General features: G+C 39.5%; 16 protein-coding genes. 11 read left to right on the top strand and 5 right to left on the bottom strand.

What is annotated here, in order from left to right; genetic code table 11:
* Window positions 1-111 precede the first annotated feature (111 nt).
* The gene (locus EJF36_RS20350) at window positions 112-1,527 is read right to left on the bottom strand and encodes an alanine/glycine:cation symporter family protein (RefSeq protein ID WP_125908054.1); all 1,416 of its coding nucleotides are present in this window, start codon (window positions 1,525-1,527) and stop codon (window positions 112-114) included.
* A gap of 867 nt (window positions 1,528-2,394) precedes the next feature.
* Here EJF36_RS20350 and EJF36_RS20345 point away from each other — a divergent pair.
* The 5 genes from EJF36_RS20345 to EJF36_RS20325 all read left to right on the top strand — a co-directional run bounded on the left by EJF36_RS20345 (window position 2,395) and on the right by EJF36_RS20325 (window position 9,830).
* Window positions 2,395-3,918 (top strand): MDR family MFS transporter, encoded by a 1,524-nt coding sequence (locus tag EJF36_RS20345; protein ID WP_125908053.1) that lies wholly within the window; start codon window positions 2,395-2,397, stop codon window positions 3,916-3,918.
* Window positions 3,919-3,934: 16 nt separating this feature from the next.
* A complete protein-coding gene (locus tag EJF36_RS20340; protein WP_260471959.1) occupies window positions 3,935-6,211 on the top strand; it encodes an ATP-dependent DNA helicase in 2,277 nt (758 codons plus the stop codon).
* A gap of 267 nt (window positions 6,212-6,478) precedes the next feature.
* The gene (locus tag EJF36_RS20335; protein ID WP_125908052.1) at window positions 6,479-7,327 is read left to right on the top strand and encodes a diacylglycerol/lipid kinase family protein; all 849 of its coding nucleotides are present in this window, start codon (window positions 6,479-6,481) and stop codon (window positions 7,325-7,327) included.
* 62 nt (window positions 7,328-7,389) lie between these two features.
* Complete coding sequence (locus EJF36_RS20330; protein WP_185806988.1) at window positions 7,390-8,685, top strand: cytochrome P450; 1,296 nt, start codon at window positions 7,390-7,392, stop codon at window positions 8,683-8,685.
* A 125-nt stretch (window positions 8,686-8,810) separates the two neighbouring features.
* Window positions 8,811-9,830, top strand: coding sequence for a CAP domain-containing protein (locus tag EJF36_RS20325; protein ID WP_260471958.1), 1,020 nt, complete (start codon window positions 8,811-8,813; stop codon window positions 9,828-9,830).
* Window positions 9,831-10,056: 226 nt separating this feature from the next.
* On the opposite strand, the gene EJF36_RS20320 is transcribed toward EJF36_RS20325, so the two are convergent.
* From EJF36_RS20320 to EJF36_RS20305, 4 genes are all read right to left on the bottom strand, one after another.
* Window positions 10,057-10,605 carry a helical membrane plugin domain-containing protein gene (locus EJF36_RS20320; protein ID WP_125908050.1) on the bottom strand — a complete coding sequence of 183 codons (549 nt, stop codon included), beginning with the start codon at window positions 10,603-10,605 and terminating at the stop codon, window positions 10,057-10,059.
* 12 nt (window positions 10,606-10,617) lie between these two features.
* Window positions 10,618-11,757: an NAD(P)/FAD-dependent oxidoreductase gene (locus EJF36_RS20315; RefSeq protein WP_125908049.1), complete on the bottom strand. Its 1,140-nt coding sequence runs from the start codon at window positions 11,755-11,757 to the stop codon at window positions 10,618-10,620.
* A 13-nt stretch (window positions 11,758-11,770) separates the two neighbouring features.
* Window positions 11,771-12,007, bottom strand: coding sequence for a sulfurtransferase TusA family protein (locus EJF36_RS20310; protein WP_125908048.1), 237 nt, complete (start codon window positions 12,005-12,007; stop codon window positions 11,771-11,773).
* Between the two features lie 220 nt (window positions 12,008-12,227).
* Complete coding sequence (locus tag EJF36_RS20305) at window positions 12,228-12,632, bottom strand: DsrE/DsrF/DrsH-like family protein (RefSeq protein WP_125908047.1); 405 nt, start codon at window positions 12,630-12,632, stop codon at window positions 12,228-12,230.
* A 223-nt stretch (window positions 12,633-12,855) separates the two neighbouring features.
* Between EJF36_RS20305 and fadH the strand changes: the two genes are divergently transcribed.
* The 6 genes from fadH (at window position 12,856) to EJF36_RS20270 (ending at window position 19,750) form a co-directional block, all read left to right on the top strand.
* Window positions 12,856-13,620 (top strand): 2,4-dienoyl-CoA reductase, encoded by a 765-nt coding sequence (gene fadH / locus EJF36_RS20300; RefSeq protein ID WP_125908046.1) that lies wholly within the window; start codon window positions 12,856-12,858, stop codon window positions 13,618-13,620.
* Between the two features lie 101 nt (window positions 13,621-13,721).
* A complete protein-coding gene (locus tag EJF36_RS20290) occupies window positions 13,722-14,321 on the top strand; it encodes a peroxiredoxin (RefSeq protein ID WP_260471957.1) in 600 nt (199 codons plus the stop codon).
* Between the two features lie 156 nt (window positions 14,322-14,477).
* Window positions 14,478-15,770, top strand: a complete 1,293-nt coding sequence (locus tag EJF36_RS20285; protein ID WP_125908043.1) for an ATP-binding protein — start codon at window positions 14,478-14,480, stop codon at window positions 15,768-15,770.
* Window positions 15,771-16,039: 269 nt separating this feature from the next.
* Window positions 16,040-17,038, top strand: a complete 999-nt coding sequence (locus EJF36_RS20280) for an ABC transporter ATP-binding protein (RefSeq protein ID WP_125908042.1) — start codon at window positions 16,040-16,042, stop codon at window positions 17,036-17,038.
* A complete protein-coding gene (locus tag EJF36_RS20275; protein WP_312028289.1) occupies window positions 17,032-18,018 on the top strand; it encodes an ABC transporter ATP-binding protein in 987 nt (328 codons plus the stop codon). The genes EJF36_RS20280 and EJF36_RS20275 overlap by 7 nt, the downstream gene beginning before the upstream one ends.
* A gap of 70 nt (window positions 18,019-18,088) precedes the next feature.
* The gene (locus tag EJF36_RS20270) at window positions 18,089-19,750 is read left to right on the top strand and encodes an ABC transporter substrate-binding protein (RefSeq protein WP_125908040.1); all 1,662 of its coding nucleotides are present in this window, start codon (window positions 18,089-18,091) and stop codon (window positions 19,748-19,750) included.
* The last annotated feature ends 246 nt before the right edge of the window (window positions 19,751-19,996 follow it).

The following is a 19,996-nucleotide window of genomic DNA, read 5'->3' as shown; positions in this document are numbered from 1 at the left end:
GGTCATAATGAGTCCCGCGCTCTTTTTGTGTAGTAAGCTTGTTTACCAGTTCCTTAAAAAGATGCATCATGAAAAAACAGAGCACTGCCATGCAGCACTCTGTTAGTTAGCCTAAACAGCGATTCTATCTTGTTCTTGAAGCTCCTCATCCATATCCCAGCATTCTGTATTTTCAATGCCTACTGCTGTGGCATTAAAAGTTGGATTAAGTCCGGCAGCACGTTGTTGTTGATAATCTCGTAACACTTTTAAAGCTACTTTACTTAATAAAGCGATAGCTACAAGATTAATAAGTGCCATCATGCCCATAAAAATATCAGCAATACTCCAAACTAAATCCAGGCCAATCACAGAACCAATCAAAACAATAGTCAGTGTTAAGACACGATATATCGTAAGCCAATTTTTATCCTTTTTAATAAATTCAATATTAGTTTCACCGTAGTAGTAGCTGCCAATAATCGAACTAAAGGCAAACAGTAAGATGGAAATTGCAATAAAGGTACTTGCCCATCCACCTACATGAGTAGACAGTGAGTTCTGTAGTAATGCAATACCTGATACCTCACCAGTTTGATAGACAGGTGCTAGTAAAATAATAAACGCTGTAGCTGAGCAAATAACGATGGTATCAACGAAGACACCTAGTGTTTGGATAAAGCCTTGTTTAGCTGGATGAGACACAGATGCAGTAGCTGCCGCATTAGGAGCGCTACCCATACCAGCTTCATTTGAGAATAATCCGCGTTTCACACCATTCATAATAGCCGCACCAATTCCTCCACCAATAGCTTGCTCAAGTCCAAAGGCGCTTTTCACGATTAGCATGAATACAGCAGGCATTTCACTTATATTCATAGCAATTACAAATGCTGCGATAACAAAGTACATAACAGCCATAACAGGTACGATTACACTAGATAGTTTAGCAATGCGATCTACACCACCGAAAATAACGGCTCCTGTTAAAATTGTTATAAGCACACCAGAGATTAAGCGATTCACACCAAAGGCATTCTCAAAAGCAATGGATATCGTATTGCTTTGTACAGAGTTGAAAATTAATCCGAATGTCACTGCAATTAAAAGCGCAAATACGATACCAAGCCATCTTTGCTTTAAACCTTTTTCAATATAGTATGCAGGTCCACCACGAAAGGTTTGTCCATCGCGAATTTTATATACTTGTGCGAGAGTGCTTTCTACGAAGCTAGTAGCACCACCGAGAAGAGCAACGAGCCACATCCAGAACACAGCGCCTGGTCCCCCAAGTGTTACAGCTACTGCCACTCCAGCAAGGTTTCCTGTCCCGATTCGCGTAGCAGCACCTATGCAAAAAGATTTAAACGAGGAGATTCCATGCGTGTCTGTATCGCCTTTTTCGAATAGTACTCGTCCCATTTCTTTAATAAAACGAAACTGTACAAACCTTGAGGCTACTGTAAAGTATATACCTATTCCTATTAAAGAGATGATGAGGAGCTTAGACCATAAAAAAGTATTGATTGTGTCTATGATGTATGTCATGTGTGTGTCTCCTTTTTGTTTGATAGTTTTATTTGATCTTTTTATTTGATCTTTTGTTTGATATTTAATAATTTTCTGAATAGTTAGTTTTGGTATGTTATCTATACTAATATAATTCCGATGATTTGTGAAGAAGAAATTTTAGGAATACTGTTTTTTTGGGGGCTTTTTGTATAGCCTTGTATTCTTCATTTAGCATTTTGTGAGCTCTGGTATCGGTAATGTGCGTAATTTTGTCGAAAATGAGCGGTTATATGCCGAAAACGCCCGCAATTATGTCGACATCGAGCCAAACTTTGTCGAAAACGCGCCAAAACCCATGTTGCACTTTTTTTGAACGTGCAATCTCGACACGTGACCATGCAATCTCGACACGTGACCGTGCAATTTCGACATGCAACCTGCATTTCTGGCGTTTGGTCCCGGCCAATTCTCGTGAACATGCATTTTCGACACGCGAACGTGCAATCTCGACACGCGACCGTGCAATTTCGACATGCAACCGTGCATTTCTGGCGTTTGGTCCCGGCCAATTCTCGTGACCGTGCATTTTCGACACGGGACCATGCAATCTCGACATGCAACCGTGCATTTCTCACACACGATTCCTGCGTTTAAACCACGCAACCGCGCAACCCTGACATACAAAACATTCCTAGACACGCAACCGCTTATGCAAGCCAAAGCACATACACTCACGGAACGACCATGTATCTTTTCGAAAATCAATTTCAAGAAACAAGCGTGTGAAAATTTACATTTATGATAAAAAGCATATAATGGAAAGTATCATTAATAGGAAAAATAGATGAAGTAGTATTAAAAGTGCTGCTAACTTATATCAAACTAAACTAAAGGGGTAGTAATATGGCGAGTGAACAACAACACGGAAAATTAGTAGTTGCAGGTTTATTGTTAGCAATATTAATGTCTGCAATGGACAACACGATTGTTGCAACGGCGATGGGGACAATTGTCGGAGATTTAGGTGGTCTTGATAAATTCGTATGGGTTACGTCGGCCTACATGGTTGCTGTTATGGCTGGGATGCCTATATTTGGAAAGCTGTCAGATATGTATGGACGCAAACGTTTTTTTATATTTGGCTTACTGATATTCTTACTCGGATCAGCCTTATGCGGAATTGCTCAAAGTATTGAACAACTGTCGATCTATCGTGCCATTCAAGGGATTGGTGGCGGAGCTTTAATGCCGATTGCCTTCACGATAGTGTTCGATATTTTTCCGCCTGAAAAGCGTGGGAAGATGACCGGGTTGCTTGGGGCTGTTTTTGGTATTGCGAGTGTATTTGGTCCATTATTAGGTGCCTATATTACAGAATATATAAACTGGCATTGGGTATTTTACGTAAATGTGCCAATCGGTATTGTTTCGTTGTTTTTAATTGTCCGCTATTATCATGAAGTAAGTGAGCGCTCTACACAACGCATTGATTGGGGAGGCGCTATCACACTTGTTGTGGCAGTTGTAAGCTTGATGTTTGCATTAGAGCTTGGTGGGAAGGAATATGCTTGGTCATCAATACAAATAATAGCTCTCTTTATAACGTTTGTTATCTTTCTACTTAGTTTTCTTTTTATTGAGACGAGAGCACAAGAGCCAATTATTTCATTCTGGATGTTTAAGAGACGGATTTTCGCTACGGCACAAATTTTAGCATTTCTATATGGCTCAACATTTGTTATTTTAACCGTCTTCATCCCTATATTTGTACAAGCTGTATATGGCGGTTCTGCTACAAACGCGGGGCTTATATTAACACCGATGATGCTAGGCTCAGTTGCGGGTAGTGGTATTGGTGGTGTATTCCAAGCGAAAACCTCATATCGCTCACTAATGATTATCTCTATCATTTCGTTTGCAACAGGAATGGGCTTCCTAACTACTTTAACACCCGATACAGCTCGTTTTCTTGTAACTGTTTATATGGTATTAGCAGGCTTTGGCGTAGGGTTTTCTTTCTCCCTTTTACCAATTGCATCCGTTCATGAAATAGACATGCGCCATCGTGGCTCTGCTAACTCAACGAATTCCTTTTCACGTTCTTTAGGAATGACACTTGGTATTACTATATTTGGTGCGATTCAAACGAAGGTATTTTCTAATAAACTAACAGAATCATTTAGTGGGCAACAAATGGGGAGTTTTGGTGACCCACGCGACATTTTTGAACCAGCTCAAAGGGCAAACATCCCTGATTTTGTGCTAGATAATATTGTAATGGCAATGTCGCAGTCTATTACATTTATGTACAAATTAGCCCTCATTCCAATCGCAATAGCACTCGTGACAGTATTGCTGATGGGTAATGCCCGAGTAGAAGTGAAAAAAGATCAAGCAACAACAAAGCCAGCACCTTCACACTCTTAATAAATAGGTGATTAACATGCAACAAGCGACTCAAATTTCTGTCCGTTCGCTAGTTGAATATGTATTTAGAAGCGGGAGTATAGACTCTCGCTTTCGTTCGTCCAGCACACTTCAGCAAGGAACGGACATACATAAAATGATTCAACAAACATACGGTCCGAATGACGAAAAAGAAGTGTATTTGAAGACGCAACTTGAGCTTGATGATGTTTTGTATACAGTAGATGGAAGATGTGATGGTCTTAGATTAATTGATGGTGAAGTCACAATCGAAGAAATCAAATCGACTGCCACACCTCTTAGCTCTATTGATATAAACACAAAGCCTGTTCATTGGGCACAGGCTAAATGTTATGCGTACATGTACATGTGTGACCATGATATAGAAAAGCTTCAAATTCAGCTCACATATGTACATGTTGATACGAAAGAGCAGAAAAGCTTTACGCGACAAGCAACCCGCACGGATTTAGAAGTGTTTATAAAGGATCTTTTAGAATCATATTCTTCTTATGCAAAAGCTGTATTATCGCATCAGCAAAAGCTACTGCAGTCATGTCAAAAACTTGAGTTTCCCTTTCAACACTATCGAAGAGGACAGCGGCAGCTAGCGGGAGCCGTTTATACAGCTATCGCTGAGGGAAAAACGTTGTTTGTTAAAGCACCAACAGGGATAGGAAAAACGATTTCAACTATGTTTCCGGCAATCAAAGCGATTGGTGAAATCAAAGCGACCCGTATTTTTTATACAACGGCAAAAACAACAACTCGACACGCTGCCGAGGATGCTCTACGACACATGGAGTCAAAGGGGTTACATATTCATACAGTTACTTTAACAGCAAAGGATAAGATTTGTTTTCAAGATAAAACAGTTTGTCATAAAGAAGCTTGTCCGTTTGCTGATGGGTATTATGATCGTATTAATGAAGCAGTTCTCGACATATTGCAGCATGAAACGCTTATGACACGTAACGTGATTGAACGGTATGCTCGAAAGCATGAAGTGTGTCCCTTTGAGTTTTCACTCGACCTAGCTTACAGCTCAGATATAGTCATATGCGATTATAACTATATATTTGATCCGCGAGTTTCATTAAAAAGGCTGTTACAGGAGCAAAAGAACAAATCTGTGCTATTAGTTGATGAAGCTCATAATCTTGTAGATCGCGGTCGTGAGATGTTTTCAGCTAGTTTATTAAAGTCCCCATTTTTACAGTTAAAAAGAGAAATGACGGGTTCATTGAAAATTGCAGCTAAAGCGATAAATGATGAATTATTAACGTTAAAAAAACAGCGGAAAAGTACGTTAGAAGAGATTCCAGAAGTATTACTAGAAAAATTAAATGCATTTGTCGCTGCCGCGGAAATAGAGTTGCTTGCAGTAGACGATGAATTATTGTTAGAAACGTATTTTACTGTTCAAAACTTTTTGCGAATAGCTACTTTGTATGATGAACGATTTATACTTTTTGTTGATTATTATAAAAGTGAAGTGCATGTGCGGCTCTTTTGCCTTGATCCATCGCACGTATTACCACAAATGTCAAAAGGCTACCGAACCGCAGTCTTTTTTTCAGCAACACTTGTGCCGCTATCGTATTATCAAGATATGCTAGCAGGAGACACGCTAGACAAATACACACTGGACCTACCATCACCTTTTTCAAAGGAGCAGTTAGACATTCAAATATGTCCTATTTCAACTCGCTTAAATGATCGTGAGAGAACAAAGGATGCTGTTGTGTCTATTATTGTCGAGACTATTTCTAGGCGACCTGGCAATTTTTTAATTTTCTTTCCGTCGTATCAATATTTGCAAATGGTTTACGAAGAGTGTGTAGCAAGTGATTTACAGCAGGTTCAATGGTTAGTGCAGGAATCGAGTATGTCAGACCTAAAAAGAGATGAGTTTTTAAATAGCTTTCAAGCTAATGCTGCAAACTCTATTGTTGGATTTGCTGTGCTAGGTGGTGTGTTTTCGGAAGGTGTGGACTTAGTGGGAAATAGACTGACAGGAGTAATTGTGATTGGTGTTGGTCTACCGCAGCTAAGTGTAGAACGTAATCACATACGGGACTATTTCAATAAGCAAGGGAAAAATGGATACTATTACTCGTATGTATTTCCAGGCATGAATAAAGTACTGCAAGCGAGCGGAAGGCTCATAAGAACGGAAACGGATAAAGGTACTATCATTTTGATTGATGACAGGTTTCTACAACCAATTTATCAAAAACTCCTGCCAAGGATGCATGGGGACGGTTCTCAGTCTGCCAAAGGAGAAGCTTAGCTAGAATAAGCTTCTTTTTTCGTGTTCAAGAAATTATATGTCCATTAACCTAGATTAGTGTCTAGCTCTAGCGCCTAGCCATCGAGTTCTTAAGCCGTCCCCCCTCCGGAGAGAAGGCTCTTCCTTTTCGTAATACGTCTTAAGCTGTTCGCAGCCGAGTAAGGCACTTGCGCTTTCAAATGTATATGCTTTTACTTCTTGGAAGCTTTTCAATTTCATATAATAATATAAAAATATGTTTAAGGGGTGTCATGGTTGTATGTATGTGTGATTAATCAACAGGCAGGAAACGGGAAGGCGATGAAAAAGTGGAAGCGCTTCGAAAAGAAATTGCAGAGAAAGCAGCTTATCTATAAAACTATCGTGTCAACATCATTAGAGGATTGTGTTCGAGGTATTATTGAGCAAAGAAGACATATTACAGCAGTTATCATTTTTGGTGGAGATGGTACATTACATGGCTTGCTTAAACCTTTAGTTGAACAATCAATCCCTTTTGCGATCGTACCTGCGGGGACAGGGAATGATTTCATCAAAACAGTCAACAAGCTAAATGATTGTAAACTCGATGTGGTAAAGGTAAATGATGATTCACTATGTGCAACAATTGTCGGAGTGGGGTTCGACGCTGAAATAACAAAACTAATAAGAGATCGAAAACTAAAGGAGAAATTTAATAAATGGTATGTAGGTTTTTTTACTTACATAATCGGTGTCTTTTATGCCATTCGAACATACAACCCGACCACGATGCATATCTTTGTAGATGGGCGAAAATATGAGTATAACAACGTGTGGCTCGTAGCTACTGCAAACACGCCATTTTATGGCGGGGGGTTAAAAATGTGTCCACATGCGAATCCTTCAGATGGATTACTTGATGTTTGTATCGTTCATGGGAAGAACCGCATGCTATTACTATTTGTGATTTTACCAACTGTTTTACGAGGATGGCATATTTTTTTACCGTACGTTAGCTATATGAAAGGCAGACACATCACCATACAGTCCGATGTTACTACAAATGTAATAGCAGACGGAGAGCTGATAGGGCTACTGCCGGTAGAAATAACCGTGCAGCAGCATGCTATGTCCACATTTAAGTTAAACATATAGAATCTTGATTTGCTCAATTCACTTGTTTATACTACAGAAAAAGTAGGATTAAGGTGATGCAAATGGCAAAAGTTATTACAATGCCAGGCTTTCAGCCAATTAGCTATATAAAGTTTCGGAAAAATCCTCTAGATTTTTTATTGAACACAGCAAGCTATGGAGCTGACTTTGTTAAGTTATATTTGCCCTCCTATGTGGTTCACTCTCCAGATGCTGTAAAAGAAATACTTACAACAAAGGATGCGAGTTTTTCAAAAGGAAATGGTGCAAAAGTGATGCGGAAAACACTCGGTAATGGATTGTTAACCGCGGAAGGAGCGGAGCACCAAAAACAACGTAAGCTTATTCAACCTGCCTTTCATAAAAAACAACTTCATACATACGCATCTGATGTAATTGCATACACAAAAGAAATGGTACAAAATTGGGACGACGGTGATATTCGTTCGATAGACCAAGATATGATGGCGTTAACGCTTCGAATTGTTTTAAAAACGTTGTTTAATTACGATATAGAGCATACGCATACTGTAACAAGTGCTGTCGAGGAAATTATTGAGCGTACGGCACAATCACTTTTATCGCCTTTTCCTATACTCGGCAGTAAAAAGAAGTATAAACAAGCGGTACAGATTCTCGACGACTTAGCAGAAAAACTAATCGTTGAAGCACCAAAAGAGGAAGGCTCGTTACTCGATTTACTTATATCTGCAAAATATGAGGATGGTACATCCATGTCACGTGATATTGTCCGTGATCAAGTTTTGACAATGGTTATCGCAGGACATGAGACAACAGCGAATGCTCTATCTTGGGTATGGTTTGCCCTCAGTCAGAATCAAGATGTAGAAGGAAAGTTTCATGCCGAGCTTGACACAGTGCTTCAGAAGCAACAGTTATCATTTGATTCAGTCAAATCCTTACCTTACACGAAACAAATTTTTCAAGAAACGCTACGGTTATATCCACCTGCTTGGATGATTTTGCGCGAAGCAAAAGAGGATGTTGATATTAGTGGGCACACGTTTAAAAAAGGAGCAGCTTTTTTAATCAGTCCCTACGTTCTTCATCGTAGCCCTTTGTTTTTCAAAGAGGCTGAGATGTTTTGGCCTGACCGCTTTAATAAGCAGGAGGGAATGGCCGAGGTCCCAACATACTCTTATGTGCCGTTTGGAGCTGGGTCAAGAGGCTGTATAGGTAGTCAATTTGCTTTAATGGAAGCTGTGTTAATTATGGCTGTTGTTGGTCAGCGTGCTTCATTACAGCTATATGGTTCAAGGGAACATATAACTCCGGAACCACTTGTTTCTTTGCGTGTAAAAGGAAATTTAAAAATGAAAATAAGTAAGCGTAAGTAAACGTGGAGTCTGGTGGCTCTGCGCTTTTTTATGTTTGCCGTTTGTTTTTTCTACACTTTCCCATAAATATTTTTCACCTATTTAAAGAAAATATGAACGAAAAACTAAATAATGAGGTGAAGGAAATGACAAAGTTTATTAAAATCATGATGGGTTTTATGCTCGTTTTTTCTCTTGCGGCATGTAATGTAGACGACAATCGTGAATTAGATGAAGTTAACGATAATATTTCTAGCTTGAGCACAGATATGACGAGTGAAAGCTATCCGCATACGAAGGCGATACGAATTCAAGACGCTAAGTATGAGTTTAAAATTGATGAGCAAGCTGCAGAAGATGCAAAAAAGAATTATAAACAGTATGCACAAAAGCTACAAAAAGCATCAGAAAATTACCGGAATTATCTTGCTGGACAGCAAACACCACCACCGGTAAACAATACGAAACAATATATGCAAGAAAGACAAAAGAAGCAAGCTGAGGAGACTCAGCATCAACAACCAAACCAAAAAGCTGCAGAGCAACAGCCTGCTAAGCAACAGCCTGCCAAACAGGAACCAGCACGAGAAAAGCAACCAGCTCAGCAACAAGAGCCGGCACAACAACAGCCAGCTCAGCAGCAAACAGAACAGCAGCAAGCGGCGCCAGCACCGGCACCACAACAACAACCTGATGTGAATCAACAAGCAGCACCACCACCTGCAAAGACGGAGCAACAGCCAACAGCTGAACAACCTAAGCAGGAAGCGACACAAAATGCAGAAGGTTTAAGTGAGTTCGAACGAGAAGTAGTTCGCTTAAGTAACGTGCAGCGTAAAAATAATGGGCTGCCTGAACTTCAAGCAGATACAGCATTAAGTAAAGTTGCAAGAGAAAAGTCGAATGATATGCAGAAAAATGGGTACTTTTCACACACAAGTCCAACATACGGGTCACCATTTGATATGATGCGTGATTTTGGTATCACATATAAATCCGCAGGAGAGAATATAGCACAAGGTCAAAGAACACCAGAGGAAGTAGTTAACGCTTGGATGAACAGTGAAGGTCACCGCAAAAACATCTTAAGTGCGGACTTTACTCACATTGGTGTCGGTCATGAAACGGGCGGAAACCATTGGACACAAATGTTTATTAAAAAGTAAGGTGTGGGGCGACACGATATGTGTCGCCTATCACGTTAATTCGAGAGGCTTTCCCTTCCCAATTAAGGTCCAGACTCTATTTCAGGAGCTTGCGCATAAATTTTTTTTACATATAAACACAAAAACTTACCCATTTAACATTGATGTTACTACTTTAAACAGGGACTGTGAATTATGGAAGGTAGCTAAATAGATTTAAAGGTAGCATCATACAAAGAAAAGGGACTTAGCCGTTAGCGAATCTTTTTAAAAAAGAAACAAGGATGCTTAACCCTTTGCGAACATTCGGATCCTTCATAGACTTAGCTAATTGTAATAATGACAGTGGTTGTTTGTCTTCATATTCATCCATTGCTTCTGTAAACGAAGCTATCATATTAGTTGCTAAAGGAATAGCGCCTTTTTGGGTTAAATCATCAGCTAGTTCTACACCAGCAATGGCTTTTTCAACTATGTCCAATACCATAGTGCTTGTCATGGATACTTTAGCTGCAGCAATCATCTCTGCTACTTCAATTAGTGTTTGTAATGAGCCAGTTTGTTCAAGCTTTTTAATTTCATCTAGGGATCGAGATAAGCTTTCGCTTACGTCAGGGAGCTTCTTAAGTAATTCGATTGTTTCAGGTTGAGCAATGTCATCAATAAGCTCAACGGATGCGATTGCTTTTTTTGTAATCTCATCAACCATTTCCTTTGTCATAGACTGAATGGCGACCTCTATAAGCTCCTTAGCATATTCCATTGTGGTTGTATGTTCTAAGCTACTCACTTCCATTAGCTTCACCTCCTACATAATCCCGCGAACATTGAGCCAGTATACTTCGTTATATATTGATTTAAACCAATGAAGAAGCTCTGACGTATTCGCTGGCTTAGGGGGATGAGTGTAGTCAAACGTAATGTAGCTTGCATCGTCTAGACTATTTTCTAAGAAGCATGCCACTTTGCCGTTATATACAGCTGTTTCAGGTAAACCACGAACACGGTCAACGAGGTTCTTAACCAGTACGTCACCTTGATAATGAGCGGTTGAACCTGCTTTGCTAATTGGTAAATTCGTTGCATCTCCTATGACATATACGTTATCTGAGCCAATCATTTTTAATGTGTAACGGTCTGTAGGGATAAAACCATCTTCATCACCAAGCCCTGAGTTGAGTATAACAGAAGCCCCTGTATGCGCTGGTATGGAGATTAATATATCATATGGATGTTCTTCTCCATCCATCGTAATAGCTACTTTACGAGCAGGATCAATCTCTTCTAAGTTAAAAAAGACTTCAGCTAGGATATTACGTTTTTCGAAATTGGGCTCAGCCCACTCAGCCACTGGCTGTAAAGAGTGGATTCTACCAATCGGGTACGTATATTTAATTTCTACCTTGTCACGTATTAATTTTTTTCTAAAGTAATCATCAAGCATTAAGCTCACTTCAAGCGGCGCAGCCGGACATTTATGAGGAACATCAATTGTAATTAAAATGCGCCCACCCTCGAAAGTCGCTAATGCATCTCGGAGTCTAATGGCTCCCTCAAGCGTATAAAAATCATGTGCTCCCTCTTTTAAACCAGGTAAGCTATCAAAATTCGGGTGAGAACCAGTTGCTATTACCAGCTGATCGTAATCGTAAGAATTGGCCATAGACACGAGGCGATGGTTTGCTTTATCGATTTTTTCAATGTCGTCAAAAATAAGCTTCACATGTCGGTGCACTACTTTTTTTTCATCTCTAATAAAGTGCTCAGGAGCATGGATGTTCATGGTGATAAACAAATATCCAGGTTGATATATATGTTTCTCAGTGTTTGAAATTAATGTAACTTCAACTTTATTTTCTTTAATTTCAGCTTGCAGTTGACGAGCAAGCTTGTTCGCCACCATTGTTCCTGCCGTTCCGCCACCAAGGATGACAATCTTTTTTGGCATTGTGTCTGCCCCCTTACTTCATTTTACGAACAGCAATCTTCCAATAATCATCAATTTTTTCATTGTGTACGAGCTCATGCTTCATTTTTTTTATCCATTCTGGAATATCAACAGCAGATCCTTTATCGTTTGATAATACTTCAATTACATCACCAACAGCTGCCTTTTTAATGGCTTTAATTAATTCCATTAAAGGACCAGGGCAGTAAGAACCTCTTGCATCAACAGATTTTGTAATCTCAATATTCATTTAAATCCCTCCGACTTTATTTTTAAAGGCGGAACGTACAACAAGTACAACCGCCCTCCAGACTTTTTGGGAATATATTGATAAAACTCTAAGTGCCATTATTTCAGTACTAAACTTTTTTGCTCTATGTGGGAGTTAATTTTCATATTAGTAGGCTCGACAACTTCTGTGAAAGTATCACGTCCATACTGATTTGTATGTGAACACACATGCTTGTTTATTACATGGTGACGACTTGTGCGTTTTGTGCCATACCAAGAAAGGCAGTGACGCCGATTATATCATCAAATACATCAATCATATCGTCCTTTTCCCAACCCATAACGTCCATTGCCATTGCACAGCCGTATATGTGAAGATCGCCCATATCTTTTCCCTCGCTTAATAAATGGTCAAATAAGGGGATTTCTTTGGCGAGCATTTCTTTTCCGACCGTACCAGCTTTAAAATCCTTTGCGGCAAAAAACTCTTTGGAAAAATTTTTCAATGCATTCATTGTAACGAAAATATTTACTTGCATACCCGACATTGAAGCTACAGAACCAACTAATGCGCCAGCATGGAGCTTTTCTATTTCCTCGGACAATAAAATAATTGCTAATGATGGAACTTGTTCTTCGTTCATATAACGCGCCTCCCTCTCAAATTTTGTTTACGCTTTTATTATACATATACCCGTATATGTAAGTATGTGGATGAATTGTGAGAAAACTGTGATAAAGTTATGAACTTCAAAAAAGTCAGAAAATAAATCTAGATAATTTCTTTTCATAGTTGAACATTTGTCCGAATAGTCTAAAATAAAAGTGAATGACTATTCATTTTTAAATACTCAGGGGGGATGTTTGGTGGAAGGAAAAGTAGTGATTGTGACGGGCGGTTCAAGTGGAATGGGAAAATATATGGCAATGCAATTTGCTAAAGAGGGAGCGAATGTTGTCATAACGGGCAGGCAATTAGACAAACTTGAGGAAGCAAAAAAAGAAATTGAACAGCAACCAGGCCAAGTGTTATGTGTCACAATGGACGTGCGAAACGTCGATGATGTTAATAGAATGGTTCAAGAAGCGGATGAAGTCTTTGGTCGTATTGATGCTTTGGTGAATAATGCTGCCGGTAATTTTATTTGCCCCGCAGAGGATTTGTCATTCAACGGTTGGCGTGCTGTCATTGATATTGTGTTAAATGGTACCTTTTATTGCAGTCAAACAGTTGGTAAGTATTGGATTGAAAAAAAGATTCAAGGAAAAATTATTAATATGGTTGCAACATACGCATGGGGAGCAGGGGCTGGGGTTGTGCACTCAGCAGCTGCAAAAGCAGGTGTATTATCCTTAACGCGTACACTTGCTGTGGAATGGGGACGAAAGTATGGTATTACGGTAAATGCTATTGCGCCTGGTATGATTGAGCGAACAGGTGGAGCAGAAAGACTGGTGTTGTCTGAAAAGCATTTGCAACATATGCATGAGGGAATTCCGTTACAACGTTTTGGAACACCTGAAGAAATCGGCAAGCTTGCGCGATTTATGCTTTCAGATGATGCGGCCTATTTAAATGGTGAGTGCATTACACTAGATGGAGGCCAATGGCTTAATACTGGGATGTTTTAAAAGAGAGCTCAATCACACAATAAAAATAAACACAGTAATCGTCCCTACATATAGGCAAGCATCTACATATATCAGTTGCATATATATAGCAATGACTCTATATGTGGGGGGATTATATGGACACGTATCCTTTTTGTGCACAAACAACTGATCAAGCACCGCTTTTTACTGCCGAAGCTTATGATAATGTTACGAAAACGATAAAAAATGTTTTAATGAAAGATTATCGTGGTCGTTGGCTTGTATTATTTTTTTACTCAAGCGACTTTACCTTTGTATGACCAACTGAATTAGCAGCGGTCGCTGCTATATATCCGCAATTACAAGCACTGCAGACCGACGTACTTGGAATTAGTACAGATAGTGTATATGCTCATAAAGTCTTTACAGAGGTGTCACCATCAGTAGCTGATCTACCATTTCCACTTGTAAGTGATCGAACGCATGAAATTAGTCGTGCTTATCGAGTGCTGAATGAAGGAACAGGTGCCACGTTTCGAGCAACCGTTATTGTCGATCCAAATGGTATAATAGTGTCAAAACTCGTATATCCACTTGAAGTGGGCCGAAACGTATATGAAATTCTGAGACTTATTCAGGGCATACAATATGGTAGACGAACAGGAGAAGGTTTACCTGCAAATTGGGTGCCCGGTCAACCTGGTATAAAACGGGACATAACTCTCATTGGAAAAATATAAGCTCTGTCTGTTAACATTGGGCACTTCCTTTAATATAGGGAGTGCCCATTATAATTTTCGAGACTCGAAATGTTTATTTTAAAATATAAAAGGGAAATGTTACTAAATGACGAAAAGATAATAATAGGAAAAATTCAAGAAAATAGGTGACCCCACATGACGCTTGTTATACAGATGTTAGCATTAAATTTGTTATTCATATTAGTAGGCATACTTGTGTTGCAAATTTGGCTTGATAGTAAAGAACGCTCAACTAGGGATCAGCAAGTTATCATTTTTATCACCGCTGCATTTGCATGTATTCTCTGCCTGTTATATCCGCTACAGTTAAGTGATAATTTTATTTATGATTTTCGCCATACTGTTCTGTGGTTTGCAGGTTTATATGGTGGACCAGCTGTGGCTATCGGGCTTTTAATTATCATTATTATAGCTAGAATTGCTATTGGCGGGCTTGGTATTGTATCAACAATAGCCATTTGTTCATTAGTTGTTTTGGTTGTGTCATTGTTTTATAAAAAGTTTCGATCACTTTCTAGTAATCAAAGAATATTAGCGAGTATCACTTTTGCCTCATTAGTAGGATTCCCAACAATTGGAATTATATTTTTCTTCTTTGAATTACCGTACCATACTCCTGATATATGGCTAGGTATATTATTTGTGCAAATAATTGGCACCGGGATAATTGCTGCCACTGTTGAGGTCATACAGAAGAATTTCACTCTCAAAAAACGTCTAATTCAAATTGAAAAACTAGAGGCTGTAAGTCATTTAGCAGCAAGTATCTCACATGAAGTAAGAAATCCTTTAACAACGAGTCGTGGCTTTATTCAATTATTATTCGAGGAAGAACGCTCGAAGCAAAAAAAGGAATTTCTCCGTATTGCACTTGATGAGATGGACCGGGCTGAATTAATTATTCGTGATTATTTAACATTTGCTAAACCTGCACCTTCTAAAGTGAGTGAAATAAATGTTAAGACGGAATTATTGCGGGTGATTGATATTGTAAAACCATTGGCAAATATGAACAGTGTGAAAATAGATAGCATGCTATTTCCGTTTCGAATTAAAGGGGATATAGCGCAGTTTCAGCAATGCTTTTTAAATATTGTAAAAAACAGTGTTGAAGCCATGCCTAATGGGGGAACTGTTGAAATAAAAGTCGAAATTCAGCCTCAGCATATTTCTATTGTGGTGTCAGATAATGGAATAGGTATGAGCCATGAACAAATCGCCAGATTAGGAGAGCCTTATTTTTCTACGAAAACAATGAAGGGAACAGGCTTAGGCATGATGGTTGTCTATCGTATTGTCGAATCTATGAAAGGGAAAATAGATGTAAAAAGTAATGTTGGGAAAGGCACAAGATTCACAGTCCGTTTTCCTAGAATTGAAGAACAAGATAGTACCAATAAAGATAAAGAACAACAAATCATTAGCTAAGTCCCTCCTAAGGGACTTTTTCTTTTGGCAGCATGGGGACGGTTCTCATGCATCCTTTTCATTTATTTAAACAAGTATCGTTGGCTTATCGTACTTTTAAAAAGAATGTTTCTGCTTCATCCGCTTTTTAGTTTTTGAAAACGTGGCAGTACCTGTCTACCCTCTTACATATTTTTTTAGAGAAAAAAGAGAAAAATAACAAAATAATCTAAATTTATGTAAAATTTAAAATAATATAAAAACAAAACCTGGTGAGGGGGGGACAAAACATGGAAGACCAACCGTTACTGCAAGTAAAACAGCTTCGTACACATTTCCATACAAAGGCAGGTGTCATTAAAGCCGTAGATGGTGTTAGCTTTGACATTAAATCAGGAGAAACACTTGGTATTGTAGGTGAATCCGGTTCGGGTAAAAGTATAACGGCTATGTCGATTATGCGTCTAATCCCTTCGCCTCCTGGAAGAATAGTCAGTGGTCAAATTCTCTTTGAAGGGGAAGACCTAGTAACTAAAACAGAACGAGAAATGAGGCAAATACGAGGAAATCAAATATCAATGGTATTTCAGGATCCAATGACATCCTTAAATCCAGTTTTCACAATAGGCAAGCAGCTTGTAGAAACAATACTAACTCATGAAAAAGGAATTGGAAAAAAGGCAGCTATGAATCGAGCTATTGAACTGCTAGAGTTAGTCAACATTCCTGATGCAAAAAACAGATTAAAAAGTTATCCTCATGAATTTAGTGGTGGTATGAGACAAAGAGTAATGATTGCGATGGCACTTGCTTGCTCACCGAAGCTACTCATAGCTGATGAGCCGACGACAGCTCTTGATGTAACTGTCCAAGCGCAAATTCTAGAGCTATTAAAATCTCTTCAAGCTGAGTTAGGGATGGCAGTCATTATGATTACGCATGACCTTGGTGTAGTAGCAGACGTTTGTGACCGAGTGATGGTCATGTATGCGGGAAAGCCAGCTGAGTTTACAGATAAACGATCGCTGTTTCAGCACGCAAAGCATCCGTATACGTGGGGCTTACTTCGTTCTATTCCAAAGATGCAAGAACAAAAGAGTAGGTTGCAAGCTATTGAAGGATTACCTCCTGATATGCGTAATCTGCCTACTGGTTGCAGCTTTGCTCCACGTTGTAATCGTGCGACAGATCTTTGTCATCAGCTAGCACCGACACTACAGGAAGTGAATAAAAGTCACGCGGTTAGCTGCTTTTTATATGAGGGGATAACGGAGGTGACGACATCATGACAGCTCTTTTACAAGTAACAGATTTAAAAAAATACTTTCCAATAAAAAAAGGAATTATAGGTCGTAACGCAGGCTATGTTAAGGCCGTTGATGGTGTTAGCTTCTCCGTGCAAAAAGGAGAGACTCTTGGTTTAGTTGGGGAGAGTGGCTGCGGAAAATCAACGACAGGGCGCTCGTTACTTCGCCTAATTGAGCCCACGAGCGGGAACATATTCTTCAAAGGTACAAATATCACTACATTAACTAATGAACAAATGCGCATGCTGCGTAAAGATATGCAAATTATTTTTCAGGATCCATATGCGTCTTTAAATCCACGGATGACAATTGAACAGCTTATAGCAGAACCAATGAAAATATTTGGAATGCACTCTACTGAAATACGCAAAAAAATAGCAGAAATGCTGGATGTTGTTGGACTACCGAATTATTTTAAGGATCGCTACGCTCATGAATTTAGTGGTGGCCAAAGACAGCGTATAGGAATAGCACGTGCTTTAGCACTTGAACCTGAGCTTGTTATTTGTGACGAACCAGTATCAGCACTTGATGTATCCATACAGGCACAGGTTGTGAATTTAATGGAAGACTTACAGAAGGAATATGGCTTGACCTACATTTTTATCGCTCATGACCTTGGAGTTGTCCATCATATTAGTGATCGAGTAGCTGTCATGTACTTGGGGAATATTGTTGAAATCGGAAGCTATAAGGATGTGTATAACAACCCACAACATCCTTATACACAGGCGCTATTGTCAGCAATACCAGAAGCTGAGCTTGCTAGATCAAAAGAAAGAATTGTGTTACAAGGCGACGTGCCGAGTCCTAGTAATCCACCTCAAGGCTGTAAGTTCCACACGAGATGCCCTTACGTAGAAGCAAGGTGTCGTGAGGAGGTACCAAAATTAAGAAGTACGAGTGAATCAGGGCACGAGGCAGCTTGTCATTTAGTAAAAGAAGAGCCTGTCCTTACTTAAGTATTAAATTGTCGGAGTTACTTGGAGAGTACTCTCCAAATCTCATAAAAAATAAACAGGGGGAAGGTACATGAGACATAACAAGTTTGTAATGGTATTGTTAAGTGTTTTATTTGTATTTTCATTATTAGGAGCATGTAGTAACAACGATGAAACAGCGTCAGATGATAAGCCGGCTGACGATACGACAACAACAGAAACAGCAGAGCCAGCGTCAGATGACCCAGCACAAGCGGATAGTGGAAAGAAAACCTTAGTATTTGGTCGTGGTGCTGACTCTGTTCAGCTAGATCCATCTAAAGTAACAGATGGAGAATCAATTTATGTAACGAATCAAGTGTTTGACACATTAGTTCGTTACAAAGAGGAAAATACAGAGGTTGTACCAGCGCTTGCCACAGAATGGAGCGCGAGTGAAGATGGAACGGAGTGGACATTCAAGCTTCGTGAAGACGTACAATTCCACGATGGTACAGATTTTACAGCTGAGGATGTCGTATTTAACTTTGAGCGTTGGACAACATCAGCGGAGTTTATCTACTATGGCTATATGTTTGGTGCTAGTGAAAATGATATGGGGGGAATTATTGAAAAGGTAGAAGCAGTATCTGATTACGAAGTAAAGTTCACTTTATCAGAACCAAATGCGCCGTTTTTATACACTTTAGCGATGCCGCCATTCGCTATTTCTAGCAAGGATGCTGTTGAAAAATATGGAGAAGATTATTTTAAAAATCCTGTAGGAACTGGTCCATTCGTATTTAAAGAGTGGCAAAAGGATGACAAAATTGTATTAGAAAAGAACCCGGATTACTTCGGTGGTGCAGCGAAGGTTGATGAAGTAATCTTCCGTGTTATTCCTGATAACGGAGCACGCTTTATGGAGTTGCAAGCGGGTAGTATCGATATTATGAATGGATTAAATCCACAGGACATCGGGCAAGTAGAATCAGATAATGCATTACAAATCCTTCGTCGTCCGTCTATGAACGTGGCGTACATGGCGATGAATACTGATAAAGAAGGTCCAATGTCTAGTAAAGAGGTTCGTCAAGCTATTAACCTAGGGATTGATAAAGAAAAGCTACTAACACTATTTGAAGGAATGGGGAAAGCGGCGAAAAACCCTATGCCACCTTCACTTTGGGGCTATAACGATGACATTGAAGATTATGGCTACGATGTAGAAGAAGCGAAGCGTTTACTTGCAGAAGCAGGCTATGGAGATGGCTTCACTATCACATTGTATTCAATGGCAAACCCGCGTCCATACTTACCACAGCCGAAGCTAATTGCACAAGCGATGCAGCAAATGCTTAAGGATATTAATGTCACGGTTGAGATTGTTGAAAATGATTGGGACACACATTTAGCTGTTACAGAAAATGGAGAGCATGACATGGCGTTCCTTGGCTGGACAGGTGACAACGGAGATCCAGATAACTTCTTATATGTATTACTAGATAAAGATAATGCTAAAGTAGGTTCTGCTGGTAACATCGCTTTCTATAAGAGTGATGAAGTACATGATTTATTGAAAAAAGCACAAACAGAAATGGATCAACAAAAACGTACAGATTATTACATGAGAGCGCAAGAGTTAATTCATGAGGATGCACCTTGGTTCCCAATTGCACACACAACACCACCGCTTGCTGTAAATAAAAATGTGTCTGGCTACGTACCGCATCCAACGGGTAGTGAACCATTTACAAACGTAGATAAGCAGTAATGAGTATATAACCGCAGTTTGATAAAGGCCCTTCCTATTCTGGGAGGGTTATCCTATACGTTAAAGAAAGTATAAAGTTTCTTAACCTAGATTAGTGTCTAGCTTTTAGCGCCTAACCCCTCGAGGTCTTAAGCCGTCCCCACTGGAGGGAAAGCCCTTCCTGCGGGGTACGCCTTAAGCTGGTCAGGGCTGAGCAAGGCGTTTGCACTTTTATTATATTACTCGTACCTACCGATTGGGGGGAAT

This window comes from Bacillus sp. HMF5848 (assembly GCF_003944835.1).
GTDB lineage: Bacteria > Bacillota > Bacilli > Bacillales > HMF5848 > HMF5848.
The sequence above is the reverse complement of the archived record's forward strand: the minus strand, read 5'-3'. Positions and strand labels throughout refer to the sequence as shown.

Coding starts and splice junctions, on each gene's coding strand:
- EJF36_RS20340 (WP_260471959.1), top strand. CDS start 3,935: ATGCAACAAGCGACTCAAATTTCTGTCCGTTCGCTAGTTGAATATGTA.
- EJF36_RS20350 (WP_125908054.1), bottom strand. CDS start 1,527: ATGACATACATCATAGACACAATCAATACTTTTTTATGGTCTAAGCTC.
- EJF36_RS20280 (WP_125908042.1), top strand. CDS start 16,040: ATGGAAGACCAACCGTTACTGCAAGTAAAACAGCTTCGTACACATTTC.
- EJF36_RS20305 (WP_125908047.1), bottom strand. CDS start 12,632: ATGAACGAAGAACAAGTTCCATCATTAGCAATTATTTTATTGTCCGAG.
- EJF36_RS20285 (WP_125908043.1), top strand. CDS start 14,478: ATGACGCTTGTTATACAGATGTTAGCATTAAATTTGTTATTCATATTA.
- EJF36_RS20270 (WP_125908040.1), top strand. CDS start 18,089: ATGAGACATAACAAGTTTGTAATGGTATTGTTAAGTGTTTTATTTGTA.
- EJF36_RS20310 (WP_125908048.1), bottom strand. CDS start 12,007: ATGAATATTGAGATTACAAAATCTGTTGATGCAAGAGGTTCTTACTGC.
- EJF36_RS20330 (WP_185806988.1), top strand. CDS start 7,390: ATGGCAAAAGTTATTACAATGCCAGGCTTTCAGCCAATTAGCTATATA.
- EJF36_RS20320 (WP_125908050.1), bottom strand. CDS start 10,605: ATGGAAGTGAGTAGCTTAGAACATACAACCACAATGGAATATGCTAAG.
- EJF36_RS20315 (WP_125908049.1), bottom strand. CDS start 11,757: ATGCCAAAAAAGATTGTCATCCTTGGTGGCGGAACGGCAGGAACAATG.
- EJF36_RS20325 (WP_260471958.1), top strand. CDS start 8,811: ATGACAAAGTTTATTAAAATCATGATGGGTTTTATGCTCGTTTTTTCT.
- EJF36_RS20345 (WP_125908053.1), top strand. CDS start 2,395: ATGGCGAGTGAACAACAACACGGAAAATTAGTAGTTGCAGGTTTATTG.